We start from the raw sequence: 15,403 nt of genomic DNA on the forward strand, positions 1-15,403 counted from the left end.
GTCCGGCCGGCTCCTCCGTCAGGAGGAACCAGAGCCCGCGGGTTCTGCATTTGCCAACGGGTTCGCCGCCCTGACTCGTTCGCCGCCGCCGACTCGTCAGGGCGCCAGGCGCTCGACCCGCCAGCCCTCCCCGCCCCCGCCCCCGTCGCCGTCTTCTGTGCGTACGTAACGGAGCCGGTCGTGCAGCCGGTCCTGGTGGCCCTGCCAGAACTCGACCGTCTGCGGCTCCACCCGGATCCCGCCCCACTGCGCCGGCGCCGGCACCTGCTCCCCCTCCGGGTAGCGGGCGGCCAGCTCGTCGAAGGCGTCCAACAGCTCCTTGCGGGAGGAGATCACGGAGGACTGCCGGCTGGCCCACGCGCCGAGCTGCGAGCCGTGCGGACGGCTGCGGAAGTACGCGGCGGTCTCGTCCCGGCCGATCCGCGACGCGGTGCCCGTGACGACGACCTGACGCGCGATCGGGTGCCAGGGGAAGAGCAGCGAGACGTACGGGTTGGCGCCGATCTCCCGGCCCTTGCGGGACTCGTAGTTCGTGAAGAAGACGAAGCCCCGGCTGTCGTACTCCTTCAGCAGCACCGTGCGCGACGAGGGCCGGCCGTCGGGCGTGGCCGTGGCGACGACCATGGCGTTCGGCTCGTGCAGCCCGGCCGTGACGGCGTCGTGGAACCAGCGGACGAACTGGTCCATGGGCGTGAGCGCGAGGTCCGTGTCCAGCAGCGGGGTGGAACGGTACTGCTCGCGCATCACGGCGGGGTCGGGCGCGGCGCCGGTCGCCGCGGCGACCCGGGCGACGGCTTGAGCGGCGGCTTTCGCAGCGGCGGCGTGGTCGGTCACGGTGCCATCCTGCCGCAGGCCACCGCACGCCCGGCAGCCGCCCGGCGGCCATCGGACATCTGTCTGGCATATGCCAGAACCGGCGCCCCGTGAACTGCGCCCAACAGTCTGCCCACCGAAGCGGGTCCTCAACCCTGGAAAACCCTCGGACACCCGATGGCACGCTGTGCCTGTTCTCACCCTGTGCAAGACCATGGAAACCGTACAGAATCAAGCAGCTATCCCTGTGGTACTCCCACAGCAGGAGTTGTCGTTTCCGCTCCGGTCGAACGGGTGACCACCCATCGCACGGGGCATCACCGGGATGACCGACCACCAGTCGTACGCGTGTGACAGGGCCTAGACGCGTCATGATCGTGAGGAGCCGCCTGATGTCCGACTTCGTACCCGGGCTCGAAGGAGTCGTCGCGTTCGAGACCGAGATCGCCGAGCCCGACAAGGAAGGCGGCGCGCTCCGCTACCGCGGCGTCGACATCGAGGACCTCGTCGGACACGTCTCCTTCGGGAACGTGTGGGGGCTGCTGGTCGACGGCGCCTTCGACCCCGGGCTGCCGCCCGCCGAGCCGTTCCCGATCCCGGTCCACTCCGGTGACATCCGGGTCGACGTCCAGTCCGCCCTCGCCATGCTGGCGCCCGTGTGGGGCCTGAAGCCGCTGCTCGACATCGATGCCGCGCAGGCCAGGGACGACCTGGCGCGGGCGGCCGTGATGGCACTGTCGTACGTGGCACAGAGTGCCAGGGGGCAGGGACTGCCGATGGTCCCGCAGAGCGAGATCGACAAGGCGCACTCGGTGGTGGAGCGCTTCATGGTCCGCTGGCGCGGCGAGCCTGACCCGCGGCACGTGAAGGCGGTGGACGCGTACTGGACGTCCGCGGCGGAGCACGGCATGAACGCCTCCACCTTCACCGCCCGGGTCATCGCCTCAACCGGCGCGGACGTGGCGGCGGCGCTGTCCGGCGCGGTCGGCGCGATGTCGGGGCCGCTGCACGGCGGCGCGCCCTCGCGCGTCCTCGGCATGATCGAGGAGATCGAGCGGACGGGCGACGCCACGGCGTACGTGAAGCAGGCGCTCGACAAGGGCGAGCGGCTGATGGGCTTCGGCCACCGCGTCTACCGGGCTGAGGACCCCCGCGCCCGGGTGCTGCGCCGCACCGCGAAGGAGCTGGCGGCGCCGCGCTTCGAGGTCGCGGAGGCGCTGGAGAAGGCGGCGCTGGAGGAGCTGCACAACCGCCGCCCCGACCGGGTCCTGGCGACGAACGTGGAGTTCTGGGCGGCCATCGTGCTGGACTTCGCCGAGGTCCCTGCGCACATGTTCACCTCGATGTTCACCTGCGCCCGCACGGCCGGCTGGTCGGCCCACATCCTGGAACAGAAGCGCACGGGCCGCCTGGTCCGCCCGTCGGCACGGTACGTGGGCCCGCCGTCCCGGGACCCGCGGGAGGTCGGAGGGTACGAGCAGGCGGCCACCTCCGGCTGAGCACGGGCGCCCGGCCGGTCACGCTCACCCCAGCGCCTCGTCCAGGATCAGCGCCCACTGGCGGACCACCCTCTGCCGGCGGGCGCTGTCGTCCGTCAGGAGGTTGGCCAGGCCGAGGCCGCGGGCCATGTCGAGGAAGCCCTGGACGGTTTCGCGGGTGCCGGGGCGGGACTCGTCGACGGCGAGCAGGCGCACGGCGATGCGGTGGGTCTCGCGGCCGACGCGGGACTCCAGTTCGGTGACGCGGGCGTGGAGGTGCTGTTCGTTCGACGCGGCCACCCACAGCCGCAGCGCGGCGCGGAACAGCGGGCCGGTGTAGAGGTCGACGAGGGCCGCGACGACCGCCGCGCGGTCGTCGCACGGGAGCTCCGCGAGGGCCCGGGAGCGCTGTTCGGCGACGTACTCGACGGCCGCGGTGAACAGGTCCTCCCGGGTCGGGAAGTGGTGCTGGGCCGCGCCCCGCGAGACCCCCGCCCGCTCGGCGACCACCGAGACCGTGGAGCCCGCCCAGCCGTGTTCGGCCAGGCACGCCACCGCGGCCTCAAGGAGCCGCTGCCGGGTGGCGCGGCTCCGGTCCTGCTTGGGCGCGGTGGAGGGGGTCACAGCTTCCATGCGGGGTCCCGTCGTTCGAGGAAGGCGGCCGTCCCCTCGCGCGCCTCGGCCGACGCGAACAGCGACGCGGAGCGCTGCACCAGGTCTTCGGCGTCCCGGTCGAAGGTCTCCAGCACCCTAGTCGTGAGCAGCCGCTTCGCCGCGGCCAGCCCCTGCGGGGACGCCTTGCGCAGGGCGTCCAGTACGGGGGCGAGCGCCGCGTCCACGTCGTCCGCGCGGGCGGTGAGCAGCCCGATCCGTACGGCCTCCGCCGCGTCGAACGCCTCCCCCGTCAGGTACAAGTACTCCGCCGCGCGCGGTTGGAGGCGGGGCAGCAGCGGGAGGGAGATCACGGCCGGTGCGACCCCGATGCGCACCTCCGTGAAGGCGAAGTCGGACGCCGTCGACGCGACCGCGATGTCGCACGCGCCGAGCAGCCCGAGGCCGCCCGCGCGCGTGCGCCCCGCGACGCGGGCCACCACCGGCTTCGGCACCTCGACCACCTGCCGCAGCAGGTCGACGAAGGCGTACGGGCTCGGCGGCGCCTTCAGGTCGGCGCCCGCGCTGAACACGCCGCCCTCGTGGGTGAGCACCACCGCCCGCACGCCGTCGTCCCGTCCGCACTCCGCGAGCGCCCGCGCCAACGCGTCGACCAGCGGCGCCGACAGGGCGTTGCGGGTCGCGGGCGAGTTCAGGGTGAGGGTGGTGATGCCGCGCTCGTGCGCGGAGGTGATCAGAGGGCTCATGGCTCCCGCCGTCCATCAGGGCTCAGTACGACGTGGGTCAGTACGACTTGGGCAGGCCCAGCGTCTGGTGGGACACGTAGTTGAGGACCATCTCCCGGCTCACCGGCGCGATCCGCGCCACCCGGGACGCGGTGATCAGCTGCGCGAGGCCGTACTCCCGCGTCAGCCCGTTGCCGCCGAGGGTCTGCACGGACTGGTCCACGGCCCGTACGCACGCCTCCCCCGCCGCGTACTTGGCCATGTTCGCGGCCTCGCCCGCGGCCACGTCGTCGCCCTCGTCGTACAGCCGCGCCGCCTTCTGCATCATCAGCCGGGCGAGTTCGAGTTCGATGTGGGCCTGGGCGAGCGGGTGGGCGATGGCCTGGTGGGCGCCGATGGGCTCCTTCCACACCTGGCGCTGGCGCGCGTACTCGACGGCCTGCGCCAGCGCGTAACGGCCCATGCCGATGGCGAACGCCGCAGTCATCACCCGCTCCGGGTTCAGCCCGGCGAAGAGTTGGAGCAACCCCGCGTCCTCGTCGCCGACGAGCGCGTCCGCCGGCAGCCGCACCTCGTCCAAGGTCAGCTCGAACTGCTTCTCGTGCGAGGTCAGCTCCATGTCGATCGGCGAGCGCCCGAAGCCTTCGGCGTCGCGCGGTACGACGAACAGGCACGGCTTGAGGCGACCGGTGCGGGCGTCCTCCGTGCGGCCCACGACCAGTGTCGCGTCGGCGATGTCCGCGCCCGAGATGAAGACCTTGCGGCCGGTGAGGACCCAGCCCCCGTCGGCGCCGCGGCGGGCGGTGGTGGTGATCCGGTGGGAGTTCGAGCCGGCGTCCGGCTCGGTGATCCCGAACGCCATCGTGCGGCTGCCGTCGGCGAGCCCCGGCAGCCAGGCACGCTTCTGCTCCTCGGTGCCGAAGCGGGCGATGACCGTGCCGCAGATCGCCGGTGACACCACCATCATCAGCAGCGGACAGCCCGCGGTGCCCAACTCCTCCAACACGATGGAGAGTTCGGCGAGTCCACCGCCTCCGCCGCCGTACTCCTCGGGGAGGTTCACTCCGAGATAGCCGAGTTTGGCGGCTTCGGCCCACAGCGCGTCGCGGTCGTGGTCGCGGCCGTGCCGCCGCCCGAGCGCGGCGACGGCCGTGCGCAGGTCCTGGTGCTCCTGGCTCTCGATGCTCACGGTTCCTCCTCTGCTGAGTGCTCCGACCTTGCTACGTGCTCTCCTGTGCGGACTCCTGCTGTTCTTCGCGTACGACGGCGAGGAGGGCGCCCACCTCGACCTGGGCGCCCGGCGCCGCGTGCAGCGCGGTGAGGACGCCGGATGCGGGCGCCGCGATCCGGTGCTCCATCTTCATCGCCTCCAGCCACACCAGCGGCTGTCCTCGCCGCACCCGCGCCCCGGCCGCGAGGCCGTCCCCGATCCGTACGACGGTCCCGGGCATCGGCGCCAGCAGCGAGCCGGGCTCGTGGCGCGTCTGCGGCTCGGGGAAGCGGGGGCGGGGGGTGAGGGCGTACGAGCCGGTCGGCCCGTCCACGTACACCTGACGGCCGCTGTACACCTGACCGCCGCCGTCCGCCCGGTCGCTTTCGTACTCGTGCACCGCGTACGTCCGGACGACGCCGTCGACCTCCAGCGCCACCCGGTCCGGCGCGACGCTGACGACCCGCACCCCGGGCAGGCCCTCGGCGGTGAAGCGGACGCCTTCCCGGGCGGTCGTCCGGTAGCGGACCTCGTGTGCGGCGCCGCTCCGGCCGTCGTACGTCTTGGACTGCGGCTGCGACGGCAGGTTGCGCCAGGCGCCCAGCCGGCCGGGCAGCCCGTTCCCGTTCTCGTTCGCGTTCCCGTTCTCGTTCGCGTTGCCGCGCGCGGCCCGGGCCAGCGCCGCCGCGACCGCCGCGTGCTCCTCCCCCGCCGCGGGCCGGGTCAACTCGTCAATGTGCCGTTCGTAGAAGCCGGTGTCGATGCCGATGTCGATGCCGATGCCGTCGGCCGCCTGGAACTCGGGGTGGGTGAGCGTCCGGACCAGCAGGTCCCGGTTGGTGACCGGGCCGTGCAGCCGGGCGCGGCGCAGCGCGTCCGCGAGCCGGCGCACCGCAGCGGCCCGGGTGGGGGCCCAGACGACGACCTTCGCGAGCATCGGGTCGTAGTGGACGGGGATCCGGTCGCCGGGCCCGTATCCGGTGTCGACGCGCAGCACGGGACGTCCCGACAGCCCGGGTCGTCCGGACGGCTCGGGCCCGCCCTGCTCCACCGGGAAGGACAGGTCGTGCAACACGCCCGTCTGCGGGGCCCAGTCGGCAGCGGGGTCCTCCGCGTACAGTCGCGCCTCCACCGCGTGGCCCGCGGCCGGCGGCGGCTCGGCGGGCAGCCCGGCGCCCTCCGCGATGGCGAGTTGCCAGGCCACCAGGTCCAGGCCGAAGACCGCTTCGGTGACGGGGTGTTCGACCTGGAGGCGGGTGTTGACCTCCAGGAAGTGCGCGCGGCCGTCTGGAGAGATGAGGAATTCGACGGTGCCGGCGCCGACGTAGCCGACCCTGCGCGCCATCGCCACGGACGCGGCGTGCAGCTCGGCGACGAGTTCGGCGGGGAGCCCGGGCGCCGGGCACTCCTCCACCACCTTCTGGTGCCGGCGCTGGAGCGAGCAGTCCCGGGTGCCGAGCGCCCACACCGTGCCGTGCCCGTCCGCGAGGACCTGCACCTCGACGTGCCGGCCGCGCTCCACGTACGGCTCGACGAAGACCTCCCCGTCCCCGAAGGCCGCCGCCGCCTCCGACCGGGCTGCCGCCAACCCTCCCGCAAGCTCGGAGAGTTCGCGTACGACGCGCATGCCCCGGCCGCCGCCGCCCGCCGCCGCCTTCACCAGGACGGGGAGGTCCGCCGCCGTCACGTCCGCGGCGCTCAGCGGCGGGCTGCCCATCAGCTCCTTGGCGCGGGTCTTGGACGCCATCGCCTCGATCGCGTCCGGCGGCGGACCCACCCACAGCAGCCCGGCGTCCGCGACCGCGCGCGCGAACTCCGCGTTCTCGGAGAGGAATCCGTAGCCGGGGTGGACGGCGTCGGCGCCGGCGTCGAGCGCGGCCTTCACCACCAGGTCGGCGCGTAGGTAGGTGTCGACGGCGGCGGCGCCCGGCAGCCGCACCGCCTCGTCCGCCTCCCGTACGTGCAGCGCGCCCGCGTCCGGGTCGGCGTACACGGCGACCGTGGAGATGCCCGACTCCCGGCAGGTGCGGAAGATCCGGCAGGCGATCTCGCCCCGGTTGGCCACCAGCAATTTCGTCATCATGCGCATCGTGGGCTCACATCCTGAAGACGCCGAAGCCGCCGCGCGCGCCTTCGAAGGGGGCCGAGTGGATCGCGGACAGGCACAGCCCCAGCACGGTGCGGGTGTCCCGGGGGTCGATCACCCCGTCGTCGTACAGCCGCCCGGACAAGAACGCCGGCAGCGACTCCGCCTCGATCTGCTGCTCCACCATCGCGCGCAGCCCGGCGTCCGCTTCCTCGTCGTACGGCTGGTTCTTCGCCGCCGCCGAAGCGCGCGCCACGATCGACAGCACGCCGGCGAGTTGCTGCGGTCCCATCACCGCCGACTTGGCGCTGGGCCAGGCGAAGAGGAACCGCGGGTCGTACGCCCGGCCGCACATGCCGTAGTGGCCGGCGCCGTACGAGGCGCCCATCAGGACGGACAGATGCGGCACGGTCGAGTTCGACACGGCATTGATCATCATCGCGCCGTGCTTGATGATCCCGCCCTGCTCGTACTGGCTGCCGACCATGTACCCGGTGGTGTTGTGCAGGAAGAGCAGCGGCACGTCGCGCTGGTTGGCGAGTTGGATGAAGTGCGCCGCCTTCTGGGACTCGGCGCTGAACAGCACGCCCTGCGCATTGGCGAGGACGCCGACGGGGTAGCCGTGCAGCCGCGCCCAGCCCGTGGCCAGGCTCGTCCCGTACAGCGGTTTGAACTCGTCGAAGTCCGAGCCGTCGACGAGCCGGGCGATCACCTCGCGCGGGTCGAACGGCGTCTTCAGGTCCTCCGGCACGACCCCCAGCAACTCCTCAACCGGATACTTAGGCGGCTCCACCAGATCCAGCCCCGGGCCCGGGTCCGGGTGCGCCTTGCGCCAGTTGAGGCGGGCGACGACGCGGCGCGCCTGCCGCAGCGCGTCGCGCTCGTCGTCGGCGAAGTGGTCGGCGAGCCCGGAGGTGCGGGCGTGCATCTCGGCGCCGCCCAGTGACTCGTCGTCGCTCTCCTCGCCCGTCGCCATCTTCACCAGCGGCGGACCGCCGAGGAACACCTTCGACCGCTCGCGGATCATGATCGTGTGGTCCGACATCCCGGGGACGTACGCGCCGCCCGCGGTCGAGTTGCCGAACACGACCGCGACCGTGGGGACGCCGGCCGCGGAGAGCCTGGTCAGATCGCGGAACAGCGCCCCGCCCGGGATGAAGATCTCCTTCTGCGACGGCAGGTCGGCGCCGCCGGACTCCACGAGCGAGACGAGCGGCAGCCGGTTCGCGTACGCGATCTCGTTGGCGCGCAGCGCCTTGCGCAGGGTCCACGGGTTGGACGCGCCGCCGCGCACGGTCGGGTCGTTCGCCGTGATCACGCACTCCACTCCCGCGACGGTCCCGATGCCGGTGACGATCGACGCGCCCACCGGGTACTCGCTGCCCCAGGCCGCGAGCGGCGACAGCTCAAGGAACGGGGTGTCGGGGTCGAGCAGCAGCTCGACGCGCTCGCGGGCGAGGAGCTTGCCACGGGCGCGGTGCCGGGCGACGTACTTCTCGCCGCCGCCCGCGAGGGCCTTCGCGTGCTCGGCGTCGAGGTCGGCGAGCTTGGCGAGCAGGGCGGCGCGCCGGGCGGCGTACTCGGGCGACGACGGGTCGGTGCGGGTCGGCAGTACGGTCACGGCGGTCCCTCCGGGAGCGCGGCGGCTCCCCTGGCGTCACGGCAACGGGGCTACGCGGGGCCTGATCCGTACGACAGGCCCCGGGTCACAGCAGCACCTCCGGTATCTCCACCCGGCGCGAGCGCAGCCACTCGCCGAGCGCCTTGCCCTGCGGGTCGAAGCGGGCCCGGGCGGCGACGCCCTCGCCGAGGATGCCCTCGACGGTGAAGTTCAGGGCGCGGAGGTTGGGCAGGACGTGCCGCACGACGGCGAGGTGGGCGGTTTCGGGGAGCAGTTCGCGGAAGCGGTCGACCGTGAGGTGGTGGGCGAGCCAGCGCCAGGCGTCTTCGGTGCGGGCCCAGACGCCGACGTTGGCGTCCCCGCCCTTGTCGCCGCTGCGGGCCCCGGCGACGCACCCGAGCGGCGCGAGCCGTACGGGCCCGGGCGGCAGCGGCTCGGGGAGGGGTGGTTCGGGAAGGGGTGGTTCGGAGAGGGGCGCGTACGACGTGGTCACCGCGGGCTGCTCGGGCGCCCGGGCCGCCGCGATCGGGGTGCGCGTGCCGTCCGGGAGCACCGCGGTGTGCGGAACCTCCGCCGCCGGTACGTACCGGGCCTCGAACACCCCGTACGGCGTGCCCTTCCCGGGCGGCGCGGTCACGTGGAAGCCGGGGTAGCTGCCGAGGGCCAGCTCGATCGCGGCGCCGCTGACCGCGCGCCCCACCCGCGCGGCGTCCGGGTCGCGCACCACCAGCCGCAGGTACGCGCTGGCCCGTTCCTCCGTGTCGGCGTCGGCGTGTTCGGTACGGGCCAGCTCCCAGCGGACGTCCGCGGGCCGGTCCCCGGCGAGCGCGCCTTCCAACTGCTCGCGCACCAGCCGCGCCTTGTCCTCTATGTCGAGGCCGGTGAGGACGAACACGACCTCGTTGCGCCAGCCGCCGATCCTGTTGAGCCCGACCTTGAGGGTCGGCGGCGGTGCCTCGCCGCGCACGCCGCTGATCCGCACCCGGTCCGGGCCGTCCTGCGCGAGCCGTACGGTGTCCAGGCGCGCGGTCACGTCGGGCCCGCGGTAGCGCACGTCCCCCGTCTCGTACAGCAGTTGCGCGGTGACGGTGCCGACGTCGACGAGGCCGCCGGTGCCGGGGTGCTTGGTGATGACGGAGGTGCCGTCGGGGTGGATCTCGGCGAGCGGGAAGCCGGGCCGGCGCGCCCCCGGATCGGCGGTGAACACCTCCTGGAAGAAGGGGTAGTTGCCGCCGGTGGCCTGGGTGCCGCACTCCAGGACGTGGCCGGCGACGAGCGCGCCCGCGAGCGCGTCGAGGGCGGCGGGGTCGTCGTGGCGCCAGCCGAAGTGCGCGGCGGCCGGCCCGGTGACGAGCGCGGCGTCCGTGACCCGCCCGGTGACGACGACGTCCGCGCCGGCGCGCAGACAGGCGGCGATGCCGGCGCCGCCGAGGTAGGCGTTGGCGGTGAGGACGCCCGGCGCCCAGTCGCCGCGGCCCATCAGGTCGTCCCCCTCGACGTGGGCGACGGCCGTCGGCACACCGGTGCGGTCGGCGAGGGCGCGCACGGCGTCGGCGAGGGCGGCGGGGTTGAGGCCGCCCGCGTTGGCGACGATCTTCACGCCGCGGTCGCGGGCGAGGCCGAGGCACTCCTCCAACTGCCGCAGGAAGGTCCTGGCGTAGCCGAGGCCGGGATCCTTCAGCCGGTCGCGCCCAAGGATCAGCAGCGTCAACTCGGCCAGGTAGTCGCCGGTGAGGACGTCGAGTGGGCCGTCGGTGAGCATCTCGCGCAGCGCGTCGAAGCGGTCGCCGTAGAAGCCGGATGCGTTCCCTATGCGCAGGGGGGCGGCGGTCGTCACGCCCGCCTCCGGGAGCCGTGGTCCTGGGGGTCCCGACCTCGCCCGGCCGGCCCGGCGAAGGCTTGGGCGATGTCCAGCCAGCGGTCCGCGTCCGGCCCGTCGGCGGTGAGCGCGAGGTCCGCGCGGTTCGCCCGTTGGGTGACCAGCAGACAGAAGTCGACGGCCGGCCCGGTCACGCGCTGGGCGGCGTCCTTTGGCCCGTACGTCCACCGTTCACCGCCGGGCCCGGGCGCCGTCAACTCGATCCGGAACTCCTCCCCGGGCGGCGTCATTCCGCGCACCCCGAAGGCGAAGTCCCTGGTCCGTACGCCGATGTGCACGACATGCCGCAGCCGTGCGGTGGGCTCGCGGGCGACGCCGAGCGCGTCGGCGACGTCCTGCCCGTGCGCCCAGGTCTCCATCAGCCGTGCCGTCGCCATCGACATCGCGCCCATCGGCGGCCCGTACCAGGGGAAACGGGCCCCGGCGGGAGCGGCGCTCAACGCGTCCTGAAGCGCGGCCCGCCCCTCGCGCCAACGCGCCAGCAGTTCGACGGGCGGCCGTACGGCGCCCTCCTCGGCAGCCTCGTCGACGAAGGAGTACGGCGCGGCCGACGCCTTCTCCGTCTCGACGGCGAACGCGTCGGCGTCGGTGACGGCGAGCAGCGCGACCCGGTCCGTCCACGCGAGGTGCGCGATCTGATGCGCGACGCTCCACCCCGGCGCGGGCGTCCGGCGCCCCCAGTCCGCCACGGGCGCGCCGCCCACGAGCGAGTCGAGCGCGTCACCCTCGTCTCGCAGGTCGTCGAACACGACGCGGGGGTCCGGCACGGTGCGCTCCCTCGGGACGGGGCGGTTGTGTGCCGGGAGCATGGCAGCGCCCAGAGAAACAAGCAAGCGTGCTTGCTTTGAATGGCCGAGAGGTCGGTGGGGGGTGGCTGGTGTGGAGCGGCGGTACGACGGCGGCGGCGTGCGGTCGCGGTGGGCGGGTTCCAACGGGGGAAGCCGGAATACGGTTCGCTCGCTGTGGCGTTGATCTCCACGCGAGGCTGCTCGCGCAGGGCGTGTGCCGGCCTGTGCAGACATCATCCGTACACGACATTGGGGTACAAGCAATGCCGCTTGAGGGCGAGTACGAGCCGAGTACGACGCAGTGGGTGCGCGACCAGGTCGAGCTGTACGAGAGTTCCGGCGGCACCCAGGGCACGACGCTCTGGGACACCGGCCTCCCGGTCGTCATCATCACGATGCGCGGCGCGAAGAGCGGCAAGATCCGCAAGATCCCGCTGATGCGCGTGGAACACGAGGGCCGGTACGCGGCGGTGGCCTCGCTGGGCGGCGCCCCCAACAACCCCGTCTGGTACTACAACCTCCAGGCCGACCCGCAGGTGGAACTCCAGGACGGCCCGCAGCGCCAGGGCATGACCGCGCGCGAGGTCACCGGCGACGAGCGCGCGGAGTGGTGGCAGCGCGCGGTCGCGGCGTTTCCGACGTACGCGGAGTACGAGGAGAAGACGGACCGCGTGATCCCGGTCTTCGTCCTGGAACCTGAGTCCCCGACGCCGCGGGCGAACTGAGCGCCGGGCCCACTCACTGGGCCCGGCCCGCCCACCGCTTGGACGCCGGCCGGCCGCGCGGGGTGCGGGCGCCCCTCTCGGGTGACCTTCATGGATCGAAGGCCCCTTGAGGGGCCGGGCGACCCCCACTATCCACGATTTCCTGAATTCAGGATTGGATGTACTGTTGTGGTGTGCTGACCGTTGCCTCCGACATCGACGTGCTGGCCCGATTCGGCCGCGCGCTCGCCGACCCGATCCGCTGCCGCATCCTGCTCGCCCTACGGGCCGCCCCCGCATATCCGGCCGACCTCGCCGAAGCCCTCGGCATCTCTCGGACCCGGCTGTCGAACCACCTCGCATGCCTGCGCGACTGCGGCCTGGTCGTCACCGCCCCCGACGGCCGTCGCACCCGCTACGAGCTCGCCGACGACCGCCTCGGCCACGCCCTGGACGACCTGCGCACCGCAGTGGTCGCCGTCGAGACCGACCGGACCTGCACGGACGCCGACGAAAAGGGCTGCTGCTGACCATGACAGCCGACACGTCCACCTCCCGCGGCCCCTCCGCGGCCCGGCGCGATGCCCTTGCCAAGCGGATACGGCTCCTGCTCGCCGCGACCATCGGCTACAACGTCATCGAGGCGATCGTCGCCATCACGGCCGGCACGATCGCCTCCTCCACGGCGCTGATCGGCTTCGGCCTGGACTCGGTCGTCGAGGTCTCCTCCGCCGCGGCCGTGGCCTGGCAGTTCTCCGCCCGCGAGCACGCCGTGCGCGAGGCGCGGGAGAAGACCGCCCTGCGGATCATCGCGGTGTCCTTCTTCGCGCTCGCCGCGTACGTCGCCTTCGACGCCGTCCGCGCCCTGACCGGCACGGGCGAGGCCGAGCGGTCCATCCCCGGCATCGTGATCGCCGCGCTGTCCCTGGCCGTGATGCCGTTCCTGTCCGCCGCCCAGCGCAGGGCCGGCCGCGAACTCGGCTCCGCCAGCGCGGTCGCCGACTCCAAGCAGACCCTCCTGTGCACGTACCTGTCCGCCGTGCTCCTCGTCGGCCTGGTCCTCAACGCCGCGCTCGGCTGGTCCTGGGCCGACCCGATCGCCGCTCTCGTTATCGCCGCCATCGCAGTGAAGGAGGGCCGCGACGCCTGGCAGGGCAAGGGCTGCTGCGCGCCCACGCCCGCACCCGCGACAGCGCCGTCCACCGACGCCGGGTCGGACGCGTGCGGCTGCCGCCCCGGTTGCGACTGCTGCTGACCCCGACTGCCGCGGCGATTGGCGTGCGCGGCAGGCAAAACGAAGCTGCGGGTCGTCAGACCGTGCCGCCCTTGATGCCGGTCACGAACGCGACGAAGGCGGGTGCGGGGATGCGCAGGACGGGGCCGGCCGGGGCCTTGGAGTCACGGACGGGGACGACGCCGGTGGCGTACGCGTCCGCCGGCGCCCACTCGATGCAGTTGCCGCCGTTGGGGTCGCTGTAGGAGGACTTGAGCCAGCTGAGGGGTTCGGTCGTGGTCGTCACGGAGTGCCCTTTCGTAGCTGGTCGACTACGGCGACAGGTTCCACGAACAAGGGTGCCCCACCGAGCCAGAGAATGGGACTCGGCGGGGCACCCTTGGTGCTGGTGCGGGGTCGGTCGTCAGACCGTGCCGTCCTTGATGCCGGTCACGAACGCGGCGAAGGCGTTCGCAGGGATGCGCAGGACGGGGCCGGCCGGGACCTTCGAGTCACGGACGGGAACGACGCCAGTGACGGAGGCGTCCGCCGGCGCCCACTCGACGCACTCGCCACCTTGGCCGTTGCTGTAACTGCTCTTCACCCAGTCCGGAGCGGGGGTGTTCATGTCAGCAACCATCCTCATACTCTCTCAGGTACTTTCGGAATTGAGCCATGCTCTCCCCACCGTCAAGAGCTTTCGACCGCGCGATGTCTAGGAGCGTTGTCAGCTCCAGCACTTCAGCCGGGCCGTCGACAGACACACCAGACGCGAACGACTCGACATAGGCGAAGGTTGCCCCATCCCGAAGGGTGAGCAAGCTCAAGCTACCGCCCAACAGTGGGTGCACTCCATGTGAGAAGGGCAGCACCTGCACTTGGACCGCGCTGTTCGTCTCGACCATGTGGAGTATGTGCCTGATCTGCTCTGCCATCACAGACGCACCACCGACTGGGCGCCTCAAGGCCGCTTCGTCCATGATGGCCCAGTACAACGGCGGAGTGGCTGAGTTCAGCACCTCTCGACGATGGGCACGCTTGGCGACTTGCAGCGCGATGTTCTCGGCGTCCTTACCCGGCATCGACTCAACGTAGAGAGCAGTCGTGTAAGGCTCGGTCTGGAGCAGCCCTGGTACGACGCTGCTGTTGAACGTTTGGATGCGGCCCGCACGCTTCTCAGCCTCAAGGACCCGGTGGCCCCACTTCGGTGTCTCTGCTGCCGCTACCAGGACGACGGTACGTAAGTCGTTGAACAGTCCGTCCGTCTCGTAGAAGGAGTCAAGGTCTTCCGCCAGTGCTGGGGATGGAAGTTGGTCACCATTCTCGACGCGACTCAAATAGGTGTGCGGATACCCAACCTTCTCAGCAAGGGCTCGCAACGACAGACCGGCCTTTGTGCGAGCCAACTTGACCCGCGCCGCCAGCATCTCGGCAGGTGCCGCGTGTGCCCCGCGCCCTCCTGGCTCCAGCTCCAACGCAATGACCCCCTCGCAAGTGCTTGTCCACTCAGGGTATTTGGTTACACGACGCCCGTGTACATGAATCGTTGTTCTGGTCGAAGGTAGGAACCAAAGATACCCATCCCGAGGGGGGAGCGAGGAGGTAGCCGGATGACCAGTGGCCCACGCTTCAGCAAGACGGAGCGCGCTTTACCCCTCACCGCGGGGAAAGCCATGACAGCGAAGTCCCGCGCGCTCTACTACCTGGCCGCCAAACACCAATATCCACGAAGCCATTTGACGGACGCGAAGATGGTGCTGAGGTGAGTTCTCCCGAATTCAAGAATGGGACCGCAGTCTACGACTCCGCCGCCAAGAAGGTCGGCGTGGTCGTGGCGTGTTACTGGTCCGTGTACTACCTGCGGCCTCAGGGCGGCGGCCTTGAGTGGACCGCGAAACACGGCGACTTGGATTCCCGAAACTTGACCGTCCTGAGTCCCGCCCTCGCGGAGCTCAACGCCAACAGCAGCAGGCACACCCTCTAACCACTCACAGCTCCGCCTTCGCGCATCAGCGTTTCCCTAACGCTGAAGAGAATTGCGCGACGGCGGTCAAAAGGGGGCGGGGAGCAACGGTCCCTCCCCGCCCCCCCTTTTGGTCCCGGCCGCCCGCGGGCACGCCCCTGCCCCGGTGGCCGGGACCACCCACCCCCACACCCCACCCCTCCACAGGAGGAACCACATGATCGAGCGAGGCCAGTACAAGGGCTGGCGATCCGTACGCATGCTCGGCGAGGACATCGTCGTGTCCGCCGTGTGCATCACCGGCACACCCG

General features: G+C 72.0%; 15 protein-coding genes. 4 read left to right on the forward strand and 11 right to left on the reverse strand.

What is annotated here, in order from left to right; all coding sequences use genetic code 11:
* Window positions 1–96 precede the first annotated feature (96 nt).
* Complete coding sequence (pdxH, locus tag ABZ842_RS24920; RefSeq protein WP_361540710.1) at window positions 97–744, reverse strand: pyridoxamine 5'-phosphate oxidase; 648 nt, start codon at window positions 742–744, stop codon at window positions 97–99.
* A gap of 461 nt (window positions 745–1,205) precedes the next feature.
* Here pdxH and ABZ842_RS24925 point away from each other — a divergent pair, with 461 nt between their 5' ends.
* Window positions 1,206–2,312, forward strand: coding sequence for a citrate synthase 2 (locus ABZ842_RS24925; protein WP_361540653.1), 1,107 nt, complete (start codon window positions 1,206–1,208; stop codon window positions 2,310–2,312).
* Between the two features lie 24 nt (window positions 2,313–2,336).
* Here ABZ842_RS24925 and ABZ842_RS24930 read toward each other — a convergent pair whose 3' ends face one another.
* The 7 genes from ABZ842_RS24930 to ABZ842_RS24960 form a co-directional block, all read right to left on the reverse strand.
* A complete protein-coding gene (locus tag ABZ842_RS24930) occupies window positions 2,337–2,924 on the reverse strand; it encodes a TetR/AcrR family transcriptional regulator (protein ID WP_361540655.1) in 588 nt (195 codons plus the stop codon).
* Window positions 2,912–3,649, reverse strand: a complete 738-nt coding sequence (locus ABZ842_RS24935) for an enoyl-CoA hydratase family protein (RefSeq protein ID WP_361540658.1) — start codon at window positions 3,647–3,649, stop codon at window positions 2,912–2,914. Before ABZ842_RS24935 ends, ABZ842_RS24930 begins: the two co-directional genes overlap by 13 nt.
* 37 nt (window positions 3,650–3,686) lie before the next feature.
* Window positions 3,687–4,817, reverse strand: coding sequence for an acyl-CoA dehydrogenase family protein (locus ABZ842_RS24940; RefSeq protein ID WP_361540661.1), 1,131 nt, complete (start codon window positions 4,815–4,817; stop codon window positions 3,687–3,689).
* Window positions 4,818–4,848: 31 nt separating this feature from the next.
* Complete coding sequence (locus ABZ842_RS24945; protein ID WP_361540713.1) at window positions 4,849–6,921, reverse strand: biotin carboxylase N-terminal domain-containing protein; 2,073 nt, start codon at window positions 6,919–6,921, stop codon at window positions 4,849–4,851.
* A gap of 13 nt (window positions 6,922–6,934) precedes the next feature.
* Complete coding sequence (locus ABZ842_RS24950; RefSeq protein ID WP_361540664.1) at window positions 6,935–8,545, reverse strand: carboxyl transferase domain-containing protein; 1,611 nt, start codon at window positions 8,543–8,545, stop codon at window positions 6,935–6,937.
* A gap of 85 nt (window positions 8,546–8,630) precedes the next feature.
* Window positions 8,631–10,382 (reverse strand): acyclic terpene utilization AtuA family protein, encoded by a 1,752-nt coding sequence (locus tag ABZ842_RS24955; protein WP_361540667.1) that lies wholly within the window; start codon window positions 10,380–10,382, stop codon window positions 8,631–8,633.
* On the reverse strand, window positions 10,379–11,191 hold the full coding sequence (locus ABZ842_RS24960) for a TIGR03084 family metal-binding protein (protein ID WP_361540669.1): 813 nt from the start codon (window positions 11,189–11,191) through the stop codon (window positions 10,379–10,381). The genes ABZ842_RS24955 and ABZ842_RS24960 overlap by 4 nt, the downstream gene beginning before the upstream one ends.
* 284 nt (window positions 11,192–11,475) lie before the next feature.
* Here ABZ842_RS24960 and ABZ842_RS24965 point away from each other — a divergent pair, with 284 nt between their 5' ends.
* From ABZ842_RS24965 to ABZ842_RS24975, 3 genes are all read left to right on the forward strand, one after another.
* Complete coding sequence (locus tag ABZ842_RS24965) at window positions 11,476–11,937, forward strand: nitroreductase family deazaflavin-dependent oxidoreductase (RefSeq protein ID WP_361540672.1); 462 nt, start codon at window positions 11,476–11,478, stop codon at window positions 11,935–11,937.
* Window positions 11,938–12,110: 173 nt separating this feature from the next.
* A complete protein-coding gene (locus ABZ842_RS24970) occupies window positions 12,111–12,446 on the forward strand; it encodes a metalloregulator ArsR/SmtB family transcription factor (RefSeq protein ID WP_361540675.1) in 336 nt (111 codons plus the stop codon).
* 2 nt (window positions 12,447–12,448) lie between these two features.
* The gene (locus tag ABZ842_RS24975) at window positions 12,449–13,171 is read left to right on the forward strand and encodes a cation transporter (protein WP_361540678.1); all 723 of its coding nucleotides are present in this window, start codon (window positions 12,449–12,451) and stop codon (window positions 13,169–13,171) included.
* 55 nt (window positions 13,172–13,226) lie between these two features.
* Here the strand turns inward: ABZ842_RS24975 and ABZ842_RS24980 are convergent, their stop codons facing one another.
* From ABZ842_RS24980 to ABZ842_RS24990, 3 genes are all read right to left on the reverse strand, one after another.
* The gene (locus tag ABZ842_RS24980) at window positions 13,227–13,436 is read right to left on the reverse strand and encodes a DUF397 domain-containing protein (protein ID WP_361540681.1); all 210 of its coding nucleotides are present in this window, start codon (window positions 13,434–13,436) and stop codon (window positions 13,227–13,229) included.
* A gap of 117 nt (window positions 13,437–13,553) precedes the next feature.
* Window positions 13,554–13,757, reverse strand: a complete 204-nt coding sequence (locus ABZ842_RS24985; protein ID WP_361540684.1) for a DUF397 domain-containing protein — start codon at window positions 13,755–13,757, stop codon at window positions 13,554–13,556.
* Window position 13,758: 1 nt separating this feature from the next.
* Window positions 13,759–14,604, reverse strand: coding sequence for a helix-turn-helix transcriptional regulator (locus ABZ842_RS24990; RefSeq protein WP_361540687.1), 846 nt, complete (start codon window positions 14,602–14,604; stop codon window positions 13,759–13,761).
* Between the last annotated feature and the right edge of the window lie 799 nt (window positions 14,605–15,403).

It is taken from the genome of Streptomyces sp. NPDC047315, assembly GCF_040643215.1.
Lineage (GTDB): Bacteria > Actinomycetota > Actinomycetes > Streptomycetales > Streptomycetaceae > Streptomyces.

What these genes read in the sequence shown, in the direction of transcription:
- ABZ842_RS24975 (WP_361540678.1), top strand. Translation starts at nt 12,449, where the DNA reads ATGACAGCCGACACGTCCACCTCCCGCGGCCCCTCCGCGGCCCGGCGC.
- ABZ842_RS24945 (WP_361540713.1), bottom strand. Translation starts at nt 6,921, where the DNA reads ATGATGACGAAATTGCTGGTGGCCAACCGGGGCGAGATCGCCTGCCGG.
- ABZ842_RS24930 (WP_361540655.1), bottom strand. Translation starts at nt 2,924, where the DNA reads ATGGAAGCTGTGACCCCCTCCACCGCGCCCAAGCAGGACCGGAGCCGC.
- ABZ842_RS24935 (WP_361540658.1), bottom strand. Translation starts at nt 3,649, where the DNA reads ATGAGCCCTCTGATCACCTCCGCGCACGAGCGCGGCATCACCACCCTC.
- ABZ842_RS24985 (WP_361540684.1), bottom strand. Translation starts at nt 13,757, where the DNA reads ATGAACACCCCCGCTCCGGACTGGGTGAAGAGCAGTTACAGCAACGGC.
- ABZ842_RS24965 (WP_361540672.1), top strand. Translation starts at nt 11,476, where the DNA reads ATGCCGCTTGAGGGCGAGTACGAGCCGAGTACGACGCAGTGGGTGCGC.
- ABZ842_RS24925 (WP_361540653.1), top strand. Translation starts at nt 1,206, where the DNA reads ATGTCCGACTTCGTACCCGGGCTCGAAGGAGTCGTCGCGTTCGAGACC.
- pdxH (WP_361540710.1), bottom strand. Translation starts at nt 744, where the DNA reads ATGCGCGAGCAGTACCGTTCCACCCCGCTGCTGGACACGGACCTCGCG.